This is a genomic window from Nostoc sp. ChiQUE02 (assembly GCF_034531305.2).
In the GTDB taxonomy this organism is placed as follows: Bacteria; Cyanobacteriota; Cyanobacteriia; order Cyanobacteriales; family Nostocaceae; genus Nostoc.
This window is the reverse complement of the sequence record NZ_JAVRBN020000008.1, coordinates 14,528-35,909: the sequence shown is the minus strand read 5'-3', so window position 1 is coordinate 35,909 and position 21,382 is coordinate 14,528. Positions and strand designations below refer to the sequence as shown.

Here is a 21,382-nt window from a genome sequence, read left to right as displayed (position 1 = left end):
TTTTAATGAGCGCTCTTTTGGTGCAGTTTATTCAGCAGTTTACGAATTCGGGAATAACTCGTAAATTGGCGAAGGTATTGATCTGAGTTTCTGGTATCTCTATATAAAACTCAGTGATTTTGGCAAAACGTGTAATCTAAATGGCTACTGCTAATAAAACCTGTAGTTTGGGGCGAAGAATTTATCGGTTTGCCGCCAGCGTTAGCGGAGTTATTGCCCTGTTAATAATCCTGTGGGGTTGTACTGCGAATGATTTTAACGCCGGAGCGATCGCCTGGAAAACTTATAGCAACTCCCGTTATGGCTTTGAATTTCCCTATCCAAGTAACTGGATTTCTTTAGCGGTCCCAGAAAATGATGATGGGATTGCGTTTGTTTCACCACAGGATAACTCAGTGGAAATTCGGGGGTGGGCAAGTCATGAGTTACCAAATTCAATTGTTACAGACCAAGAGTCCGTGAAAAAGATCAAACCCAACTTTCAGACCGCCCAAGGAGTATCTGGGGTGATGGTTGTAGAAGTTGATCAACGACTCGGTTCGATGACACTGACACTAACCCAGAGTCAAGTGAAATACTATTTGCAGGGACGAAGCAAAAGCCAAGAATTTCAAGATTACTATCGTTTGTTTTATTACATTGCCCAGCAGTATCGGATTTCCAAGTCCTGAATGAGAAATTAGGAGTTAGTGGAATTCCCGTCATCTTCCCCCAAATGCCCAAAATTCACATCTCCGCCAGAATGATGATTGAGAGGGGACAGAAACCTGATAGATTTAGCTATCAGCGAGTAAAAACTAGTGAAGATGAAAGTCCTGGTTATTGGTGGTGATGGATATTGCGGTTGGGCAACTGCTCTTTACCTTTCCAATCGAGGTTATGAAGTTGGAATTTTAGATAGTTTGGTGCGGCGGCACTGGGATAATGAACTTGGTGTCGAAACTCTCACTCCCATTGCACTAATTCAGCAACGCCTCCAGCGCTGGCAAGATTTGACAGGTAAATCTATCGACCTGTTCATCGGCGATATTACTAATTACGAGTTTCTCCAGAAAACATTACATCAATTTCAGCCAAATGCCCTAGTGCATTTTGGTGAACAGCGTTCGGCTCCATTTTCGATGATTGACCGCGAACATGCAGTTCTTACCCAGGTCAATAATGTCGTTGGTACGTTGAACTTACTGTATGCCATGCGGGAAGATTTCCCAGATTGTCATTTGGTGAAGCTGGGGACGATGGGTGAATACGGTACACCTAATATCGACATCGAAGAAGGGTATATCACCATTGAACACAATGGACGCAAGGATACCCTACCTTATCCCAAGCAGCCTGGTTCAATGTACCATTTAAGCAAAGTCCATGATAGTCATAACATCCACTTTGCTTGCCGGATTTGGGGATTGCGGGCAACGGATTTAAATCAGGGTGTAGTTTATGGCGTCTTAACCGAAGAAACGGGGATGGACGAACTATTGATTAATCGGCTGGATTACGATGGCGTGTTTGGTACAGCACTGAACCGTTTTTGCATTCAAGCAGCTATTGGACATCCGTTAACTGTCTACGGTAAAGGTGGACAAACTCGCGGATTTTTGGATATTCGGGATACAGTACGATGTGTGGAATTAGCGATCGCTAACCCTGCACAAGCAGGTGAATTCCGCGTATTTAACCAATTTACCGAACAATTTAGCGTCGGCGACTTGGCATTGATGGTGAAAAAAGCTGGTAACGCTATGGGATTGAGCGTAGAAATCAATCACCTAGATAATCCCAGAGTCGAGAAAGAAGAACATTACTTCAACGCTAAAAACACTAAATTGCTCGATTTAGGTTTACAGCCTCACTTGCTCTCTGATTCTCTACTCGATTCTTTATTAAACTTTGCCATTAAGTATCAAAAACGAGTTGATCACAAACAAATTCTGCCCAAAGTCTCTTGGCACAGAAATTAGGAAAAAGTCTGCGTGCGGCTGATAACAGAACCTTATTTAACTCAAGTCAGTAATTGGCCGAAAAATGGTCGTTATATCTTAGCACAATATGACGACCATTCAATTGTTGTTTATCAGGCGTATCGTCCAGCTATTGGTGACTTCGCCGCTACCTACGGTTATTTTGGTGATGAGTTCAGTTTTGACCGCATGAGTTGGATCAAACCTAACTTCCTCTGGATGATGTATCGTTCCGGATGGGGTAGAAAAACTGGGCAAGAGGTAGTGTTAGCTATTTGGATTAAGCGTTCGGCTTTTGATGAAATTTTAGCAGCGGCTGTTCATTCCAGCTACGTTCCAGAACTTTATCCTAATAAAAGTGCATGGCAAAGAGCACTGAAGCAATCACAAGTCCGCCTGCAATGGGATCCAGACCATCACCCATCTGGGACAAAATTAGAACGACGCGCTATTCAGTTAGGGTTACGTGGTCAAGTGCTAGCTAGTTACGCCAAAGATTGGATTGTCAACATTGAGGATATCTCGGACTTTGTACAAAAACAGAGGCAAAACATTAAATCTGACTGTGCAGAGTTGATTACAGCACAGGAGAGGGTCTATTCTGTGTTTGATACCGAAACGCAAGCAAAGCTGAGATTATCTGCCTGGACTGAATAGTTTTTTATGAGAATTGCCCTATTTACCGAAACCTTTTTACCCAAGGTTGACGGCATTGTAACGCGTCTGCGCCATACTGTTGACCATCTACAGCGCAGTGGTAATCAAGTGCTGGTAATTGCCCCTGATGGAGGCATCACTGAACACAAAGGCGCTAAAGTTTACGGCGTTACTGGCTTTCCTCTCCCATTGTATCCAGAATTGAAAATGGCACTTCCCCGCCCAGCCATTGGTTACGCTTTAGAAGAGTTTAAGCCAGATATTATTCATGTCGTGAATCCAGCAGTTTTGGGTTTATCTGGGATATTTTATAGCAAAATCCTTAAAATCCCCTTAGTGGCGTCTTATCATACGCATTTACCCCAATATCTTCAGCATTACGGCTTGGGGATGCTGGAAGGTTTACTTTGGGAATTACTGAAAGGCGCTCATAATCAGGCAGCTTTAAATCTGTGTACCTCCACAGCAATGGTGGAGGAACTGACAGCACACGGTATTGAACGTGTAGATTTATGGCAACGCGGGGTGGATACGGAATTATTTCACCCCGATTTAGCTAGTGTAGAGATGCGATCGCGTCTATCAAAAAATCATCCAGAAAGCCCATTGCTACTTTACGTTGGACGGCTTTCTGCTGAAAAAGAAATTGAGCGCATCAAACCAATTTTAGAAGCCATTCCGGAAGCGCGGTTGGCATTGGTTGGGGATGGGCCCCACCGTCAAGCATTGCAAAAACACTTTTCTGGCACAAACACTTATTTTGTTGGGTATCTCATGGGGCAAGAATTAGGTTCTGCCTTTGCGAGTGCTGATGCCTTTATCTTTCCTTCCCGTACAGAAACATTAGGTTTGGTACTACTAGAAGCGATGGCTGCTGGCTGTCCGGTGGTAGCAGCCCGTTCGGGGGGAATACCTGATATTGTGACAGATGGGGTAAATGGATATCTTTTCGAGCCAACAGCAGATGTTCAAGGAGCATTAGCTGCTACTGTTCGCCTCTTAGAACAAAAACAACAACGAGACATCATTCGTCAAAATGCTCGCCAGGAAGCAGAAAGTTGGGGTTGGGCAGCTGCCACCAGGCAGCTACAAGATTACTATCAAAAGGTGATATTTTCTGAAAAGTTGGCAAAATCTGGGAGTAGGGAGTAGGGAGTGGGGAAGAAGCAAGGGAGCAGGGGGCACGGAGCAAGGGAGAAGAGTTTTCCCCTCTGCTAAGAGCACCCCGCCCCGATGCATCTTTTTAATACCCTATGTCCAAAATTTAAAATCCAAAATCTAAAATCACCATGACACTCCCCAATCCTGGCAGCGTCTTGGCTACATTAACTGAACTGACTCAAGTTAATCGTACTCACGCCCTACTGCGTCGCGTAAAAGACTTATCTGTTAATGAATTTGTTTGCTTACTCGACTTCATAACTGCTGAGTTCCAGCAATTTCTTAGAGCTATTGAACTGATCAATAATGAAGCTCTAGAAACTATGTTGGAGAAGGTGCTAGAAGCTATCACACTCAAAATTGGTCAAATCTTGCAAGCAGAACACACAGCTATTTTTTTAGTTGACTATGACAAAGGTCAACTGTGGTCAAAAGTTCCTCAAGATAATACCCAAAAATTCTTAGAAATTCGGACTCCCATTACAGTGGGTATACCTGGCCATGTTGCCAGTACAGGTCAATATCTCAATATATCTGAAACTTATACCCACCCCCTATTTAGCCCAGAACTTGAAAAACAAATGGGCTACAAAATCCGCAATATTTTATGTATGCCGGTTATTAGTAGCAAAAACCAGACTGTAGCGGTAGTGCAACTGGCTAATAAAACCGGGAATATTCCGTTTAATCATGATGATGAAGAACGTTTTCGAGACTTTGCCGCTTCTATTGGTATTATCCTGGAAAGCTGCCAATCTTTTTATGTAGCCGCTCGTAATCAAAGAGGCGCAACAGCTTTGTTGCGGGCAACTCAGACACTGGGGCAAAGTCTGGATTTAGAAGCAACTTTGCAGATAGTCATGGAGCAAGCTCGAATTTTAATGCAAGCAGACCGAAGCACACTGTTTTTATATCGGAAAGAGATGAGCGAACTCTGGACGAAAGTGGCCGCTGCGGCAGATGGCACAAACTTGATAGAAATCCGCATTCTTGCTAACCGGGGCATTGCTGGATATGTTGCCTCCACGGGTGAAGCCCTAAATATCTCCGATGCCTACAAAGACCCCCGCTTTGACCCAACTACAGATAGAAAGACTGGGTATGTAACTCGCAATATCCTGTGTTTGCCAGTATTTAATTCTGCAAATGAATTGATTGGCGTTACACAATTAATTAATAAGCAACAAAGCAGTTTTACTGCTTCTGATGAAGAGTTTATGCGGGCTTTTAATAATCAAGCAGGAATTGCCTTAGAAAATGCTCGCCTGTTTGAAAATGTGCTGTTAGAAAAACAGTATCAAAAAGATATTTTACAAAGTCTGTCAGATGCTGTGATTTCTACAGATATGGCAGGACAGATTGTCACGATTAATGATGCGGCCTTGGAGTTACTGGGTTGCCCGATAGGAGACGCTAATAGTAAGAACAACAAGCTTTTGTGGGAACAAAATTTGATTGGTCGCCTAGTTTGGGAAGTTGTGCCGATTGAAAATCTCCAAATGCGGCTAGAAGATAGTTTAAAAACTGGAGCTAAACATTATGTGCCAGAGCAAAGTTTGATGGTGGGAATTTCTCAAGTTAAGAGTGAGGAGTTAGGAGTTAAAAGTGAGACTCAACAATCAAAATTTAGGACTCAGGACTCCATCTTAGCAGTACGCGATCGCACTAATGCCGATATTTTCATTCCCTGGAATCAACCCCTCACTCCCCAATCTGAGTTTCTCACCGCTGATGAGGTACAAACACTAGAACGCAGTATCAATCTCACTGTTAATCCCCTGACTAACCCAGAAGGCGGGGTCCGCGGTGGTTTGGTGGTGTTGGAAGACATTAGTCAGGAAAAACGGATGAAAACTACCATGTCCCGCTATCTAACACCCCATGTAGCTGAACAAGTGATGGCTTTGGGGGAAGATGCTTTAATGGTAGGCGAACGGAAGGAAGTAACTATCTTGTTTTCTGATATCCGAGGCTACACAACACTTACGGAAAATCTCGGTGCAGCTGAGGTAGTATTGCTGCTCAATCAGTATTTTGAAACGATGGTGGAGGCGGTTTTTAACTATGAAGGCACTCTCGATAAATTTATTGGTGATGCCTTAATGGCGGTATTTGGTGCGCCGTTACCACTTACAGAAAATCATGCTTGGAGGGCCGTGCAGTCAGCGTTAGATATGAGACATCGCCTAGAGGAATTTAACCAGCGACGAATTATCCAGGCGCAGCCACAAATTCATATTGGCATTGGAATTAGTTCTGGGGATGTGGTTTCGGGTAATATTGGTTCCCGTAAACGAATGGATTACACCGTAATTGGAGATGGTGTAAATTTGAGTTCGCGCTTGGAAGCGGTGACTAAGGATTATGGTTGTGATATTCTGTTAAGCGAATTTACTTACCAGCTTTGCAGCGATCGCATTTGGGTGCGCCAGTTAGATAAAATCCGAGTCAAAGGGAAACACCAGGCAGTTAATATCTACGAGTTAATTGGCGATCGCAATACTCCTCTAGATGCCAAAACCCAAGAGTTTTTGTTTCACTATCACACTGGACGCGCTGCTTATTTATCGCGCAACTTCTCACAAGCGATCGCTTGTTTTGAAGCCGCCAAATGCATTCAACCCCAAGACCAAGCTGTTAATATTCACCTAGAACGTGCGCGTAATTATCAACAAACGCCGCCCCCAGAGTCTTGGGATGGTGTTTGGACAATGCTTACTAAGTAGTCATTGGTCATTGGTCATTGGTCATTGGTCATTGGTCAAGAGTTAGAAATCCTTCCCCTGCTCCCTGCTTCCTCTGCCTCTGCCTAATGCCCCGCGTCTTGGCTTCAACCTTGAGCCTCCCCCTGGTCACCCTGAAACGGGTCTTCGCCAATTCCTAGCTCTTTTTTTGAGCGTTTCAACTGTTTCCACAGATCCTTGATTTGTTCGTAAGCTGCACCTGGAGGTACTTTTCCACCTGTTTCTAAATTGCAAATGTAGCTTACACGTTGGGCAAATTCCTGTAGATTTGCATTAAAAACCAAGTTTTCTGGCTTTACCTGACCGTAGTAGCGGCCACGAGGGAAGAGAAAATCATCCTTGTTCACTATTTTTTTCTCCATTTATTCAATTCACCTTGTGTTTGGGTATTTGAAGCTGAATCACTAGCTAATCTAATCTTTCTTTTGTTCAGACTGGCCGAAATCAAATCTCCAACTCTTTTTGCAATTGATGATGCAGGAATTGGTTGATTCAGATTTTGAGACTAGAGGATAAAGCTTGAAATACTTTTGTTGTAAATGTTACAAAACAAGTTTCTGCTAAAGTTACTAGAGAGAATGTTTGACTTTCCTTCCGGTTGTCAATTTATCTCATCTTAATTTATGAAGTTCGGATTGTAATTAACTTCAGTCGAAACCCTGACTTACAAACTGTTAAAACATATCCGTATGTCTTGGTAAAAACTTTTTGCAAAAATAATTACAATTTCAAATGTAAATTTACTTAGGTAAACATACTATATATCAAAGCCAATTGTCCTCTGTTAAAAGTTAGATATTCATTTCTGAATCTTGGCAATTGGCTCCTGATTCCGTGACCAAGAAGAGGCCATTGGGCATTGGTTATTAATTACTCTCCTTCGCTCCCCTGCTCTTCCTGCTTCCTTATCTTCCTGTGCCCCTCTGCCCAATGATCGTTATCCCTGCTTCCCCTTCAATAATCACCAATGGCTAATAGTTAATAACTAAAGATAAAATGGTGAAGCCTCAAAGGACAACTTTTGTCCATCGCCCAGAACTTTACCTGCCACCATGTCTGTTAATTCCAAGTTATACGAAGGCAAAGCGAAAATTCTCTATACAACGGACGATCCCGAAGTCTTGTTGGCTGATTTTAAGGACGACGCCACGGCGTTTAACGCCCAAAAGCGTGGCAGCATCCAAGGAAAAGGAAAAATAAATTGTAGCATTTCCAGCCAGCTTTTTAAACAGTTGGAGGCAAATGGTATAAAGACTCACTTTATTGACAGCCCTGCCCCGAATCAAATGCGGGTGAGAGCAGTAAAGATTTTACCCTTAGAAGTAGTTATCAGAAATATTGCTGCTGGCAGTCTGTGTCAGCAAACGGGGTTACCAGTGGGTACAATTCTGAAACAGCCTTTGGTTGAGTTTTACTACAAAAACGATCAGTTAGGAGATCCTTTATTGACACGCGATCGCCTGTACCTGCTAGAACTAGCTACCCCGGAACAAGTAGACGCAATTACACATCTAGCATTGCAAATCAATGAATTTCTTAAGAACTTTTGGCTGCGGTGCGGCATTACCCTAGTAGACTTCAAACTAGAGTTTGGTTTGGACTCACAACAGCAGTTGCTCTTGGCAGATGAAATTAGCCCCGACACCTGCCGTTTGTGGGATACCGCAGAAGAGGACTCAAACCGCCGGGTAATGGACAAAGACCGCTTTCGCCGGGACTTAGGAAATGTAGAGGATGCCTACCAGGAGGTTTTACAAAGAGTGCTAAAAGCAGTAGAAACTATAAATTAAACAGGTAAAAACTAAAAGGTGAGAAGGAATTATCTTTGGCTTTTGCCTTTTGCCTTTTGCCTTGTAAAGTAAAAAAGCAAAAGAAAAAAATTATGTTTTGAGTTTTACCTTTGGCATAAGGGCATTATTGCCTTGTGATGGTGTGTGTGGTCGTGAAGAGGAATCTAAGTAAAATGCGTTTATCTCCCGTATTGCTGGCAGCAGTAGCAATTGCAGTCCCTTTGGGCGGCTCATTGAGTGCAAATGCAGAAACCGCCAACAGTTCAAAACAGACAACAGAAGTTTTGACACTAGAAACAAATCAGCAGCCAGAAAAGGATACTGGTCAGGATAACTCTAGTAAAAGTCTAGAATCTCAACCTAATCCCACAAGAGTTACAGAGGGAGAGCGTCTCCAATCCCGCGTTGTCGCAATTTACCCTGCCAATCCAGCAGCGGTGCCTGCGGCGGGCTACGCCTACGCGGCCTCAGAGGTAACAGTACCAACCTCCAAAACGCCAACAACTGCACAACAAACCCCTCAAATCAATCCCAGCCCTACTCAACAGCCGTCTCCGGCTCCAGAGATTCCACCGCCAGAAATTCAACAACCAACGCCTTCGCCAACTCCTGAGACCACTCCAGTCCCAGAAAATGTCAATCCACCGACAACGGAACCTTTATTACCCACAACACCAGAACCATCTGCCACTCCAGACATTTCACCTCCAGCTAGTCAACAAAGAACACCTACCCCCAGCCCAGGTGCTACTCCCAGTCCGCAGAATGTTAACCCGCCGACAACTCCGGAAAATACTCAACCTAACGCAGCCCCAGAAGCCAATGACCCCCGCGTACTGGTGTCGGAAGTAGTAGTTAGATCGCAGGCTGGGCAACTACCACCAGAACTGGAAGACCAAGTTTACAGAGTAATTCGTACCCAACCAGGACGAACGACAACCCGCAGCCAACTGCAAGAAGATATTAACGCCATCTTTGGAACTGGCTTCTTCTCCAACGTCCAAGCAGCGCCAGAAGATACCCCCTTGGGAGTGCGGGTAAGCTTTGTGGTGCAGCCAAACCCCGTTTTAAGCAAAGTAGAAGTGCAAGCCAATCCTGGCACTGGTGTTGCTTCTGTGCTACCAGCTAATACTGTGGATGAAGTATTTAAGGAGCAGTATGGCAAAATCCTCAACTTGCGTGACTTGCAGGAAGGCATCAAGCAGTTAAACAAGCGGTATCAAGACCAAGGTTACGTGCTAGCCAACGTGATTGGAGCGCCACAAGTCTCTGAAAACGGAGTTGTTACTTTGCAAGTAGCAGAAGGGGTAGTAGAGAATATTAGAGTCCGATTCCGCAATAAAGATGGTCAGGAGACAGACGAGAAGGGACAACCAATTCGGGGACGGACACAGGATTACATCATTACACGAGAATTGGAGTTGAAGCCAGGACAAGTATTCAATCGCAACACAGTGCAAAAAGACTTACAGCGCGTGTATGGACTGGGACTGTTTGAAGATGTGAATGTGTCCCTTGACCCTGGTACTGACCCCAGCAAGGTAGATGTAGTAGTGAATGTAGCTGAACGCAGCAGCGGTTCTATTGCAGCTGGGGCAGGGATTAGTTCTGCTAGCGGGCTTTTTGGAACAGTTAGCTATCAACAGCAAAACCTGAACGGTAGGAACCAAAAACTGGGGGCAGAAGTACAGGTGGGAGAACGGGAACTGCTGTTTGACCTGCGGTTTACCGACCCCTGGATTGCGGGAGATCCTTACCGGACTTCCTACACAACCAATCTTTTCCGCCGCAGTTCTATTTCGTTGATTTTTGATGGTAAAGATCAGGATATTAGGACTTTTGACCCAAACCCAAATAATATCAATAATGAAGATTCTCAGGATCGCCCCCGCATTCTCCGCCTAGGCGGTGGTGTCACCTTTACCCGTCCCCTGTCGGCTAATCCTTACAAAACTTCCGTCTGGACTGCTTCAGCAGGTATACAGTATCAACGAGTTTCTGCCCGTGATGCTGATGGCAATCTCAGACCAACAGGAGGGCTATTCAATGATGATGGAATTCCCATCGACGAGAATGGAAACCCCACCAGCAATGGTCAACCAATCACAATTCCACTGACCGAATCTCCAGGAGGTCAAGACGATTTACTACTGCTGCAAGTAGGTCTACAGCGCGATCTCCGTAATAACCCATTGCAACCCACTAGCGGTTCTTATCTGCGTTTCGGGGTCGATCAGTCGGTTCCTATTGGACTAGGCAACATTTTCCTTACCAGATTGCGAGGTAGTTACAGTCGATATTTACCCGTCCAATTGATTAGCCTCAGCAAAGGGGCACAAACCTTAGCATTTAACCTGCAAGCAGGAACCGTCCTTGGTGACTTGCCTCCCTACGAAGCTTTTACCCTTGGGGGTAGCAACTCCGTCCGGGGTTATGAAGAAGGAGCATTAAGTAGTGGACGCTCTTATGTGCAAGCATCAGTTGAGTATCGATTTCCAGTTTTTTCTGTAGTCAGTGGCGCACTATTTTTTGATCTCGGCAGCGACTTGGGGACTAGTACTAGGGCCGCTGAAGTATTGAACAAAAATGGCAGTGGCTTCGGTTATGGTCTTGGCGTTCGCGTCCAGTCTCCATTGGGGCCAATTCGGATTGACTATGGTATCAACGATGACGGTGATAGCCGGATTAATTTCGGTATTGGCGAAAGGTTTTAATTTGTCATTAATCATTGGTGAATAACAAAGGGCTAATGACAACTCTCTTTTCCTAATTAGCTTGCTAATTTTTACATTTACCTCAATACTGTTCCGATAAAGGGATTAATGACATTTTAGGAGAATATCAGGGCTTTTACCAAAAGAAACGATGAACAATACTAAACGAAATATATTGACTTTTCGGCTATGCAACAGCAGACTCTAGCCGCCCAAATTACTCAAATAGGGGTGGGACTGCATAGCGGTGTAAGTACCCAGGTGCGGATACTACCAGCTGAGGCGGGAAGTGGACGCTACTTTGTGCGGGTGGATTTACCGGATTTGCCAATCATTCCAGCCCAAGTTGAGGCAGTTAGTCACACTGTTCTCTCAACTCAGTTGGGTAAAGATGAGGTATCTGTTCGCACAGTAGAACATTTATTGGCAGCGCTTTCTGGTATGGGTGTGGATAATGCCCGTATTGAAATTGATGGTCTAGAAGTTCCACTTTTAGATGGTTCGGCAAGTGTGTGGACAGCCAACATTGCCCAAGTTGGCTTAGTAACACAACCCGTTAACAACCAAGTTCCCTTGGCTGTTACAGAACCAATATGGGTCTATCAAGGGGATGCCTTTGTATGTGCCCTCCCAGCACCAGAAACCCGCTTTAGTTATGGTATTGATTTTGACCTGCCTGCTATTGGTAATCAATGGTATAGTTGGTCACCAACTGCTGAACTAGGAAAAGCTTCTGCTAGCTTTGCTGCGGAAATTGCTCCCGCCCGTACTTTTGGGTTACTGCATCAAATTGAACACTTACAAAAAACAGGGTTAATTAAAGGTGGCAGTTTGGATAATGCACTCGTTTGTGGATCAGAAGGCTGGCTAAATCCACCATTAAGATTTGCAAATGAGCCAGTCCGTCATAAAATCTTGGATTTAGTAGGAGATTTAAGTTTACTAGGAACTTTTCCTCGTGCTCATTTCTTAGCGTATAAAGCCAGCCACAATTTACACATTCAACTGGCTCAGAGAATTTTAGATTTTGGATTTTAGATTTTGGATTCTTAAAATCCAGGATTATTAAGGCTTTTGATATACGCCTGCCTACTAAAGTTTCAGATTAAAAATTAACCATACGGCCAATGTCAATCCTCACTGAAGTGAATACCATCGATACGACTACATCTACCGAACCACAGGCGATAAATGAGACTACAATCAGTTCTGAGATTAAAACAACTTTCACATCTGAAGAAATTCAGGAATTGCTACCCCACCGCTACCCATTTTTACTTGTAGACAAAATAATTGACTACGTTCCAGGGAAAAAAGCTGTTGGCGTTAAAAATGTCACTATCAACGAACCCCATTTCCAAGGACATTTCCCTGGACGTCCACTGATGCCAGGGGTGCTAATTGTTGAAGCAATGGCACAAGTTGGGGGCATTGTCCTAACTCAAATGTCTTCGGTAGAAGGAGGGCTGTTCGTCTTCGCTGGTATCGATAAAGTTCGCTTTCGTCGCCAGGTCGTACCGGGGGATCAACTAGTAATGACGGTGGAACTGTTATGGGTAAAACAACGTCGTTTCGGTAAGATGCAAGGTCGTGCTGAAGTTGACGGTCAACTTGCTTCTGAAGGGGAATTAATGTTTTCTCTAGTTAACTAAAAGTTTGCTTTCGTGGTATGGGCATAGCCGTGAAATGCCCCTACTGAATCCTAAAAAGGATAGCAGTTAAAAAAATCCACAACAGCATCTGATAATTTCTTGATTTTCGACGCCCTCTCTACGAGACGCACTCACGTTCACACTTAACTTGCTTTGCCCGACACTTTCGTTCACTGAAATACTTCACGCTCAACAATGCCAGTAGCCTCGATGGAACGGCAGTCTGTATAACTCTCTTAACCAGAGTAACGCACTGCTTTAGAAACCCTACCCGGCGCTGGCTTATCAAGACAGTTCTGGAGATTCACCCTTGAAAACGCTAATTCATCCAACTGCTGTAATTCATCCGAAATCGGAACTCCACCATACAGTGCAAGTCGGTGCCTATGCTGTGATTGGAGCGCATGTCAAAGTGGGCCCTGAAACAATAATCGGCGCTCATGCAGTGCTAGAGGGACCTTGTGAAATTGGGGCGCAAAATCAGATTTTTACAGGTGCAGCCATCGGCATGGAACCCCAGGATCTCAAGTTTGTGGGAGAGCCAACCTGGGTCAAAATTGGTGATAACAACTTAATTCGTGAGTACGTTACCATTAACCGCGCTACCGGTGCTGGTGAAGCGACGGTAATTGGTGATGGTAATCTGTTGATGGCTTATGTCCATGTGGCTCATAACTGCGTGATTGAAGACCAAGTAGTGATTGCTAACTCTGTGGCGTTAGCAGGTCATGTCCATATAGAGTCACGCGCTAGGCTGAGTGGGGTTTTAGGTGTCCATCAATTTGTGCATATTGGTAGACAAGCAATGGTGGGAGGCATGGCACGTATTGACCGGGATGTGGCCCCATATATGCTAGTGGAGGGAAATCCGGCGCGGGTACGAACCCTCAACCTTGTCGGACTTAAACGGTCTGGTATGGACTCAGCAGATTTGCAAATGCTGAAAAAAGCCTTCCGCATTCTCTACCGTTCTGATTTGTCCTTTAAGGATGCCTTGGAACAACTGGAACTATTAGGGGATAGCGAAGAATTGCAGCATCTGCGCCGCTTCCTGCTACTTTCTCAGATGCCAGGAAGGCGTGGCTTGATTCCCGGTAAGGGCAAAAAAGGCGCGAGTGATGAATCGTGAGATGTGAATTAGGAGTTATGAATTATGAGTTATAAATTAAATTTTTAACTACTAACTCCTAACTCCTAACTACTCACTCCTAATTTTTACTAATTACCAATTATCAAATGCGGATATTTATCAGCACTGGCGAAGTATCTGGCGATTTGCAAGGGTCGCTCCTAATTACAGCGCTGAGGCGTCAAGCTGTGGCGATTGGGTTGGAATTAGAGATTGTGGCGCTAGGTGGCGAAAAAATGGTAGAGGCTGGGGCAATTCTGCTGGGCAATACCAGTAGTATTGGCTCAATGGGTATTCTAGAAGGGTTGCCTTATGTTTTGCCGACTCTCCAGGTGCAACGACAGGCGATCGCTTCTTTAAAGCAAAATCCACCTGACCTGGTAGTGCTGATCGATTATATGACTCCGAATCTTGAGATTGGGACTTATATGAAACAGCATCTGCCAGATGTGCCTGTGGTGTATTATATTGCTCCCCAAGAGTGGGCTTGGTCATTAAGTTTGCGTAGAACTAACCGGATTGTTGGTTTTACAGATAAGCTGTTGGCAATCTTTCCACAAGAAGCGCGTTACTTTCGCGAGAAAGGCGCAAATGTTAGTTGGGTGGGACATCCTTTGGTTGACCGAATGCAAGATGCTCCTAGTAGGGAAGCAGCTCGTGCAATATTAGGGATTGCACCAGAACAGATTGCGATCGCACTTCTCCCCGCCTCTCGCCGCCAAGAACTAAAATATCTTTTACCAGCAATTTTTCAAGCCGCCCAAACTATTCAAGCGAAATTACCTGAAGTTCATTTCTGGATACCTTTATCCCTGGAAATCTATAGACAGCCGATTGAGCAGGCTATTGAGCGTTACGGTTTACGGGCGACAATTATATCAGGTCAACAAATGGAAGTTTTTGCTGCTGCTGATTTAGCCATTAGTAAATCTGGTACTGTCAACCTGGAACTTGCTCTGTTAAACGTGCCGCAAGTTGTAGTTTATCGCCTCAGTCGTTTGACTGCGTGGATAGCTCGTAAAATCCTCAAAGGTTCAATAACCTTCGCATCGCCACCTAATTTAGTCGTGATGAAGCCGATTGTGCCAGAATTTTTACAAGAGCAAGCCACAGTAGAAAATATTACCCAAGCAGCGATGGAACTGCTACTCAATCCCAGTCGCAGAGAGCAAACTTTGCTAGATTATGAAGAAATGCGGCAAAGTTTAGGAGAAGTTGGGGTTTGCGATCGCGCTGCTCAAGAAATTTTGCAAATGCTACCTGAGACTGGGGGCTAGGGAATGAGGACTGGGAAAATTTTGTATATTTAATACGCGATACTCAATACCCAATACCCAATCCTTTTAGAGGTGTCATGGCTTATGAGATGAAAAAACAAAGAGCGATCGCAGTTGACTTATTCGCGGGCGCGGGCGGTATGACTCTTGGCTTTGAACAAGCTGGTTTTGATGTGCTGGCGTCTGTGGAAATTGACCCCATCCACTGTGCAACACATGAGTTTAACTTTCCTTATTGCTCAGTGTTATGTAAAAGTGTTGTGGATACAACCGGGGAAGAAATTAGAAATCGGTCTAAAATTGGCGATCGCGAAATAGATGTGGTAATTTGTGGCTCACCATGTCAAGGATTTTCTCTAATTGGTAAACGGGCTGTTGATGATCCACGAAACTCTTTGGTATTTCACTTTCATCGGCTGGTTTTTGAGCTAAAACCAAAATTTTTTGTAATGGAAAATGTTCGGGGGATCACAGTTGGCGAACACAAACAAATCCTCCAAAGCTTAATTAGCGAATTTCAAATTTACGGTTATAAAGTAGAAGAAAATTACCAAGTTCTCAACGCCGCACATTACGGAGTACCACAGTCCCGTGAGAGATTATTTCTCATAGGTGCAAGAGAGGATGTAGACTTACCAAAGTACCCTCAGGCGATTACTAAAAAAGCATTACCGAATAATTTAAATTCTAAAAAAATATCTGATGTGTCATTGAGTCCTACAGTATTGGATGCAATTGGAGATTTACCTGAAATAGAAAAATATCCAGAGTTACTAACAACAGATTGGGTTGTAGCAGAATACGAAAAGCCTAGTAACTATGCTCTTGTGCTTCGGGGTATCAAATGCCTAAATGATGATTATTCTTATAAACGTGAATATGATTTGCGAATACTTTCTTCAAGTTTAAGAACAAAACATTCAGCGGAAACTATTAAACGTTTTCAGGAGACTCAACAAGGCGAGAGAGAAAAAATTAGTCGTTTTTATAAGCTGCATCCTGATGGTGTCTGTAATACTTTAAGAGCCGGAACAGACAAGTATAGGGGTTCTTTCACATCTCCTAGACCGATTCATCCAATTACGCCGCGCTGTATCACAGTTAGAGAAGCAGCGAGATTGCATTCTTACCCAGATTGGTTTAGATTTCATGTAACTAAATGGCACGGATTTCGGCAAGTTGGTAACTCTGTACCACCATTACTAGCAAAGGCTGTGGCGGCGGAAATTATTCGCAATTTGAATATTTCGCCTTTTAAGCCGAGTTTCCGATACAAGTTGCCAGAGGAGAAGCTATTACAATTTAATATGTCGCAAGCGGCACAATATTATCAGCGTGAATAGTAAGAATACACTCTGTAATATGTGCAAAGTTGGCTAAGTCCAAGCACGGAAGAATGTACTATCTTCCCAGATATTAGCAGTTCGTTGAGCGATCGCTGTCAATTCTTGCTCCTTGATCAGTCTTGCTTGCTAGAAACACCTTTGAGCGATGGGGTGGTAGCACTTTGCCTAAATAATCTTCACTCGGCCCATAACTAGCGGCTGTATCAAAGTAGCGAATGCCAAGTTCCAGCGCTTTTTGAATAATTGCCGCAGCATCACCCTCTTTTCCTTCCCAGGATAGCGGCGTTTGTCCTGCTCCTCCTAACCCAAAGATAGGCAGATTTACTTCCGTGCGTCCCAGCACCTGTTCTGGCATAGTTGCTGGCGGTGTTGCGGTGTTGGTAGTATTTTGCTCTAAAGCATTAGTTGCCACAATACCTCCAGTCACAGCGATGCTGGTAATTAGGAAATTACGCCGCGTCTTTCCTTCTGTCATGATTGGCTTCGGGAGCGAAATTACTTTTATTATAAAATTTTAGCTAGGGAGAATTAGGTGGGTATCCTTCTAAAGCATAGATCCACCACACTCCATCAGTATAGGTCAAAATCCAGAAGTGTTGAATGTTAAGAAAAAGCCGATAAAAATAGCCCAAAATCTAACATATTTTGGGCGAAAGTTGAAAATAGCTTAATTTATTATAATTATTGCAAAAATCCCGATTTTAAACTCTTTGTCTGCGCTTATACGTGAGACAAATCAAACACTAGCGTTCCTTTATAATCACAGAACTTCCATTAGTAATACTTACTTTTTGAATAAAAACATCAGTACAAGATGATAAAATATCAGCGCTGATTTGATTAGCAATAAATTCGAAATCTTGGTTTGTTAATCCCTGTGCAGTATCGCCACTTAAGTTAATATAAATAGTTAGGTTTTGAAGATTACTAGAAGACTGTTCATTGTCTAGTGCTTCTAATTCAGCTTCTGCCATACCCAAATCAAACTCTTTACTCCAAGCTGGAAACTCTTTACCAGTTTGTTGTCCATAAACTTTCACTATTTCAACAGATGCAGCCCCTAAAGCAGTTAAGCCTTTGCGGATAAATGGAACTAAAATTTGCTGATTTGGTACTTGAGTAGATTCTAGTATTACCTCTAAGCAAGCATCTTGAAAGGCAACTTTTGCAGCGATCCCTTTGGGGTGTAGGTGGCGGTTCATCAGAGATGCGATCGCCTCTGTATCTCCCTGTTTTGCAAGTTTGAGAATATTTGGCTGTGTCATAACCAGTAAAAGAGAAAATCTAGGAAAATAAACTTATATTCTCAGGATTCCCTCTTGACAGCCTTAAGTAACATTATGATGCAAGATATCAGCTAATCTGGGCTAAAATGTCTAGTATAAAGATAGTCTTTCACAGACTTTTGCAAAAAATATATTTTCCCTGTATCAACATCAAAAGCTCTTGTTTTTGTGCTTGCAAAATTAACAGGATTAATATCAATCAGTTTAATTCCAATTTTAAATATGAAGTTTTATCGAGATCATGCTTGGCCTTCAACGTTGGAAGAAGCCATAGTTATCCAAGAAAAGCTGCGAGATCAAGTAATTACTGAAGATCAACTGCAAGAACCTATCCAGTACGTTGCTGGAGTAGATATGGGTTTTGAAGCTGATGGAACCATTAGCCGTGCAGCTGTCGCAGTACTGAGTTTTCCTGATTTGCAAGTAGTCGAGACAAGCCTAGCACACCGTCCTACGACCTTTCCTTATGTTCCTGGGTTTCTCTCATTTCGGGAAATTCCAGCTGTCCTCGATGCCCTAGAGAAGATTAAAACAACACCAGATATCATCCTGTGTGATGGTCAGGGAATTGCTCATCCCCGCAGATTAGGTATAGCTAGCCATTTAGGGTTACTTATAGATATGCCGACAATTGGTGTAGCCAAATCCAGGTTAGTAGGTAAGTATGAGGAATTGCCAGAAACCAAAGGCAGTACGCAACCACTGATATATGACGGTGAAACAGTTGGCGCAGTTTTGCGATCGCGCACAGGAGTAAAACCTCTGTACATCTCCAGTGGACATCGAATTAGTTTACCGACAGCAATTGACTATGTATTACGCTGCACGCCAAAATATCGGCTGCCAGAAACTACGCGCATTGCTGATAAATTAGCATCGGATAGATAAAGCTTGTTGAAGTTTTTTCTAAATACTTGCTTGCACCTACTCAATCATGTTAGGAATCGCACAGGAAGAAGTTGAAGTAGCTAAATACGATTTACGAAGTTAGAACAATGAACGCACTAACTTTACAGTGGCACGATGCAGGCCAAGATAAAACTCAGAACATTTACGAACAACAGCCAAGTCAAAATCCTGGCACTGTCCGCATCGGTCGCGACCCACTCCGGTGCGATATTCTTCTGAGTCACCCCACTGTCTCTGGTTTACACGTTGAAATATTTTTTCATCAACAGCAACAGCGCTTTTATATCAGGAATTTGCGATCGCAAAATCCCCCCCTTGTCGATGGACGGCAATTAGTTCAAGGTGAAATGCCTTTAACTGAGGGCACTAGTATCACTTTGGGACAAATAAAACTCAACGTTACTAGCGTTTCCACGGGTAGCATTCCAGCAACAATTTTGCTGCCACCCCATCCACCAGTAAACCTCGGACATCACCACCATCCATCAACACCCCCCGCACCACCGCCAGGAGTTTATGGCTTAGAATGCCCCAAATGTCATAAAGTTTCCCCAGGAGAGAATCTACAAATTGGCTGTCATTGGTGTGGGACATCTTTAGCTGCGGCTGTGAGTGTGTTAGTAGCACCAAGTAGTTGAGGAGCAGGGGAGGCAGGGGGAGCATGGGAAGATTTTCTAACTCTTGACGAATGACAAATGACCAATGACAAATGACTTACAAATCCAATTGAGTTGGGACGATCCAGCGACGGGAGAACGGCGAGAACCAAGGTTGAATATGCCGATCGCTTTTGGTCGAGAATTCGCTCGCTTACCTGCTGAACTTAGGGGAGTGCGCGTTTCTAGGATGCTGCTTAACAGTAACGAAGTTTCTCGCTACCATGCCCTAATTGACTGGGAACAAGACCATGTGGTGGTGATTGACCAAGGCAGCGTTAACGGTGTATGTGTCAACGGTCAACCACAAACACGCAGTGTTCTGGCTAATGGCGATACGTTGCAAATTGGCCCCTATGTGATAATGGTGACATTTGTTGCTAGCGCCTCTGCACCAGATACTAGCCCTCCTTCAACGATTCATTTCAACGCAAATACCAATCTCCCAGACCCCAGGTTGCCTGTAGTCCAGCCGCTAACGCCCGTGGCAAGTAATTTCCCGCCATTAGCATTTCAGGCACAAAAGGTCGCTGTGCAAGTACTTCATGCTACGGGATTGCCAGTAGATGAATCTGATTATCTAGCGATCGGGGCGGGACTGGGTAGCTTTTTCTGGGCTGATTTGCTGCGAATTAGTGGTGTGGGTGCTGACAAGATTGTGGCTTTGGGATTAGAGGCGCAGCCCTATGCTCGTTACAAGCGCCTCTGTCTGAATTCGCAAATTCCCTTATATGAAAGACTGCGTTCTAATTCTGACTCTTGTCCTGATAACATTTGGGGCTGGCCTAGTTATGCCTTGCGTGAGGCTTGGCACGATTGCAGCAAAGGGGAGATGAAGTCAGCATTCAAGTATTTGTGGCAAGTGTTTGCTGAACCAACATTTGCAGAAACTTATACTCCCCGTGCGGGTAATGTCTTTGATTCCATAGACCGGGAAGCGAAGCGCATTGGCTGGAATCAAATTTATCGCTATGGGCGAGTTAGGGGAATTCGCAAAACTGATGATGGCAGGTATTGCATAGCCTATTCTCGCGGCCCAGGAAATTATGCTTTTTTAGTTAGTCGTTATTTACATTTAGCTACTGGGTATCCAGCAATTCAGTTTCTCCCAGATTTGCAAGCTTATAGAGAAAAATATCAAGATTTTAAATCTGTAGTCAATGCTTATGAAGCCCACGATCATGTTTATGAGCAACTAGAGCAACATGGTGGTACGGTATTGATTCGGGGGCGGGGAATTGTGGCTTCGCGGATTGTGCAGCGGATTTACGAAGCTAGAAAACGAAATCGGAATATTGCAGTTTTGCATTTAATGCGATCGCCTAAACCGCAAGGTAACAAATTTCAAAAAGCCACGCGCCTAGTCAAAAATCATTACGAATTTCAACCCTTTAACTGGCCGAAAGCCTGTTGGGGCGGTGAACTCCGGGCAATGTTAGAAAAAGCCAGTCCTGATGAACGCAAGCGTTTACTAGCAGACTGGGGTGGAACTACCACCGCCGACCGCCAAGACTGGCAGCAAATTACTGCCCAAGGGTTAAGCGAAGGCTGGTATCAAATTACCTTCGGTGAGGTTCTGGATGTAGAACGAGATGCCCAAAACCGCACTATTACCCGTATCCGAGAGCAAAGCTTTGGGGAAATGAAATTGTTAGCTGACTTTATTGTTGATGCTACCGGACTGGATGCCAAGGTAGATGCTAATCCCCTGCTGGCAGATTTGGTGAAACATTACAATCTCCCAGTCAATCACCTGGGGCGATTGACTGTAGCGAACAATTTTGAATTGGTAGAAATGCGTAGCGATAGAGGTCAAATGTATGCTGCTGGGGCTATTACTTTAGGTGGCCCTTATGCAGCAGTTGATAGTTTCTTGGGCTTGCAGTACGCCGCATTAGTGGCCGTTGATGGACTCGCCGCCGCCCGTGCGCCTGGAGTTCAAAGGTTGAATACTATAAGTTCTTTTAGGCAGTGGTTGAAGTGGGTGTTAAATCAGTCACCTTAGTATTAGGAGGCAGGAAGAATAAAGTATTTACCTGGCTGTTTTGAGTACTAAATTCCAAACTTGAAGCTAAAAGGTGCAACTTCAAGGCTAAAAGG

General features: G+C 44.0%; 17 protein-coding genes and 1 pseudogene. 15 read left to right on the top strand and 3 right to left on the bottom strand.

All coding sequences use genetic code 11. The features are described 5' to 3' along the window. Positions 1–140: 140 nt before the first annotated feature. The 5 genes from RM347_RS10680 to RM347_RS10660 all read left to right on the top strand — a co-directional run bounded on the left by RM347_RS10680 (position 141) and on the right by RM347_RS10660 (position 6,505). The gene (locus tag RM347_RS10680) at positions 141–671 is read left to right on the top strand and encodes a hypothetical protein (protein WP_322721803.1); all 531 of its coding nucleotides are present in this window, start codon (positions 141–143) and stop codon (positions 669–671) included. A gap of 135 nt (positions 672–806) precedes the next feature. Then, the gene (locus RM347_RS10675; RefSeq protein WP_322721982.1) at positions 807–1,961 is read left to right on the top strand and encodes an NAD-dependent epimerase/dehydratase family protein; all 1,155 of its coding nucleotides are present in this window, start codon (positions 807–809) and stop codon (positions 1,959–1,961) included. A 12-nt stretch (positions 1,962–1,973) separates the two neighbouring features. Continuing rightward, positions 1,974–2,618, top strand: a complete 645-nt coding sequence (locus tag RM347_RS10670) for a DUF4291 domain-containing protein (protein ID WP_322721802.1) — start codon at positions 1,974–1,976, stop codon at positions 2,616–2,618. Between the two features lie 6 nt (positions 2,619–2,624). Beyond that, positions 2,625–3,770, top strand: a complete 1,146-nt coding sequence (locus tag RM347_RS10665) for a glycosyltransferase family 4 protein (protein WP_322721801.1) — start codon at positions 2,625–2,627, stop codon at positions 3,768–3,770. Positions 3,771–3,907: 137 nt separating this feature from the next. Next, on the top strand, positions 3,908–6,505 hold the full coding sequence (locus RM347_RS10660) for a GAF domain-containing protein (protein ID WP_322721800.1): 2,598 nt from the start codon (positions 3,908–3,910) through the stop codon (positions 6,503–6,505). A gap of 104 nt (positions 6,506–6,609) precedes the next feature. Here RM347_RS10660 and RM347_RS10655 read toward each other — a convergent pair whose 3' ends face one another. Next, positions 6,610–6,885 carry a DUF7219 family protein gene (locus RM347_RS10655; RefSeq protein WP_322721799.1) on the bottom strand — a complete coding sequence of 92 codons (276 nt, stop codon included), beginning with the start codon at positions 6,883–6,885 and terminating at the stop codon, positions 6,610–6,612. Positions 6,886–7,575: 690 nt separating this feature from the next. Here RM347_RS10655 and purC point away from each other — a divergent pair. The 7 genes from purC to RM347_RS10620 all read left to right on the top strand — a co-directional run bounded on the left by purC (position 7,576) and on the right by RM347_RS10620 (position 16,428). Next, complete coding sequence (gene purC, locus RM347_RS10650; RefSeq protein ID WP_322721798.1) at positions 7,576–8,313, top strand: phosphoribosylaminoimidazolesuccinocarboxamide synthase; 738 nt, start codon at positions 7,576–7,578, stop codon at positions 8,311–8,313. Positions 8,314–8,486: 173 nt separating this feature from the next. Beyond that, entirely contained in the window at positions 8,487–11,027 is a 2,541-nt protein-coding gene (locus RM347_RS10645; protein ID WP_322721797.1) for a BamA/TamA family outer membrane protein, read from the top strand. A gap of 189 nt (positions 11,028–11,216) precedes the next feature. After that, positions 11,217–12,065 carry a UDP-3-O-acyl-N-acetylglucosamine deacetylase gene (lpxC, locus tag RM347_RS10640; protein WP_322721796.1) on the top strand — a complete coding sequence of 283 codons (849 nt, stop codon included), beginning with the start codon at positions 11,217–11,219 and terminating at the stop codon, positions 12,063–12,065. 89 nt (positions 12,066–12,154) lie between these two features. Next, on the top strand, positions 12,155–12,679 hold the full coding sequence (fabZ, locus tag RM347_RS10635) for a 3-hydroxyacyl-ACP dehydratase FabZ (protein WP_322721795.1): 525 nt from the start codon (positions 12,155–12,157) through the stop codon (positions 12,677–12,679). A 310-nt stretch (positions 12,680–12,989) separates the two neighbouring features. After that, on the top strand, positions 12,990–13,808 hold the full coding sequence (gene lpxA / locus RM347_RS10630) for an acyl-ACP--UDP-N-acetylglucosamine O-acyltransferase (RefSeq protein ID WP_298904437.1): 819 nt from the start codon (positions 12,990–12,992) through the stop codon (positions 13,806–13,808). A gap of 107 nt (positions 13,809–13,915) precedes the next feature. After that, the gene (lpxB, locus tag RM347_RS10625) at positions 13,916–15,085 is read left to right on the top strand and encodes a lipid-A-disaccharide synthase (protein WP_322721794.1); all 1,170 of its coding nucleotides are present in this window, start codon (positions 13,916–13,918) and stop codon (positions 15,083–15,085) included. Positions 15,086–15,174: 89 nt separating this feature from the next. Further along, positions 15,175–16,428 carry a DNA cytosine methyltransferase gene (locus tag RM347_RS10620; RefSeq protein WP_322721793.1) on the top strand — a complete coding sequence of 418 codons (1,254 nt, stop codon included), beginning with the start codon at positions 15,175–15,177 and terminating at the stop codon, positions 16,426–16,428. A gap of 103 nt (positions 16,429–16,531) precedes the next feature. Here RM347_RS10620 and RM347_RS10615 read toward each other — a convergent pair. Beyond that, a pseudogene (locus RM347_RS10615) lies at positions 16,532–16,906 on the bottom strand (aldo/keto reductase); the annotation flags it as partial. Between the two features lie 268 nt (positions 16,907–17,174). Continuing rightward, positions 17,175–17,696, bottom strand: coding sequence for a hypothetical protein (locus RM347_RS10610; protein ID WP_322721792.1), 522 nt, complete (start codon positions 17,694–17,696; stop codon positions 17,175–17,177). Between the two features lie 243 nt (positions 17,697–17,939). Between RM347_RS10610 and nfi the strand changes: the two genes are divergently transcribed. From nfi to RM347_RS10595, 3 genes are all read left to right on the top strand, one after another. Beyond that, positions 17,940–18,605 carry a deoxyribonuclease V gene (nfi, locus tag RM347_RS10605; protein WP_322721791.1) on the top strand — a complete coding sequence of 222 codons (666 nt, stop codon included), beginning with the start codon at positions 17,940–17,942 and terminating at the stop codon, positions 18,603–18,605. A gap of 107 nt (positions 18,606–18,712) precedes the next feature. Next, positions 18,713–19,264 carry an FHA domain-containing protein gene (locus RM347_RS10600; RefSeq protein WP_322721790.1) on the top strand — a complete coding sequence of 184 codons (552 nt, stop codon included), beginning with the start codon at positions 18,713–18,715 and terminating at the stop codon, positions 19,262–19,264. A gap of 64 nt (positions 19,265–19,328) precedes the next feature. Beyond that, complete coding sequence (locus RM347_RS10595) at positions 19,329–21,287, top strand: FHA domain-containing protein (protein WP_322721789.1); 1,959 nt, start codon at positions 19,329–19,331, stop codon at positions 21,285–21,287. Positions 21,288–21,382: the final 95 nt, after the last annotated feature.

Bases quoted from the DNA above. Each gene is read 5' to 3' on its own strand.
- RM347_RS10680 (WP_322721803.1), top strand. From the start codon at position 141: ATGGCTACTGCTAATAAAACCTGTAGTTTGGGGCGAAGAATTTATCGG.
- lpxB (WP_322721794.1), top strand. From the start codon at position 13,916: ATGCGGATATTTATCAGCACTGGCGAAGTATCTGGCGATTTGCAAGGG.
- RM347_RS10600 (WP_322721790.1), top strand. From the start codon at position 18,713: ATGAACGCACTAACTTTACAGTGGCACGATGCAGGCCAAGATAAAACT.
- RM347_RS10620 (WP_322721793.1), top strand. From the start codon at position 15,175: ATGAAAAAACAAAGAGCGATCGCAGTTGACTTATTCGCGGGCGCGGGC.
- RM347_RS10645 (WP_322721797.1), top strand. From the start codon at position 8,487: ATGCGTTTATCTCCCGTATTGCTGGCAGCAGTAGCAATTGCAGTCCCT.
- RM347_RS10665 (WP_322721801.1), top strand. From the start codon at position 2,625: ATGAGAATTGCCCTATTTACCGAAACCTTTTTACCCAAGGTTGACGGC.
- RM347_RS10610 (WP_322721792.1), bottom strand. From the start codon at position 17,696: ATGACACAGCCAAATATTCTCAAACTTGCAAAACAGGGAGATACAGAG.
- purC (WP_322721798.1), top strand. From the start codon at position 7,576: ATGTCTGTTAATTCCAAGTTATACGAAGGCAAAGCGAAAATTCTCTAT.
- nfi (WP_322721791.1), top strand. From the start codon at position 17,940: ATGAAGTTTTATCGAGATCATGCTTGGCCTTCAACGTTGGAAGAAGCC.
- RM347_RS10675 (WP_322721982.1), top strand. From the start codon at position 807: ATGAAAGTCCTGGTTATTGGTGGTGATGGATATTGCGGTTGGGCAACT.
- lpxC (WP_322721796.1), top strand. From the start codon at position 11,217: ATGCAACAGCAGACTCTAGCCGCCCAAATTACTCAAATAGGGGTGGGA.
- RM347_RS10660 (WP_322721800.1), top strand. From the start codon at position 3,908: ATGACACTCCCCAATCCTGGCAGCGTCTTGGCTACATTAACTGAACTG.
- fabZ (WP_322721795.1), top strand. From the start codon at position 12,155: ATGTCAATCCTCACTGAAGTGAATACCATCGATACGACTACATCTACC.
- RM347_RS10655 (WP_322721799.1), bottom strand. From the start codon at position 6,885: ATGGAGAAAAAAATAGTGAACAAGGATGATTTTCTCTTCCCTCGTGGC.
- RM347_RS10595 (WP_322721789.1), top strand. From the start codon at position 19,329: ATGACAAATGACTTACAAATCCAATTGAGTTGGGACGATCCAGCGACG.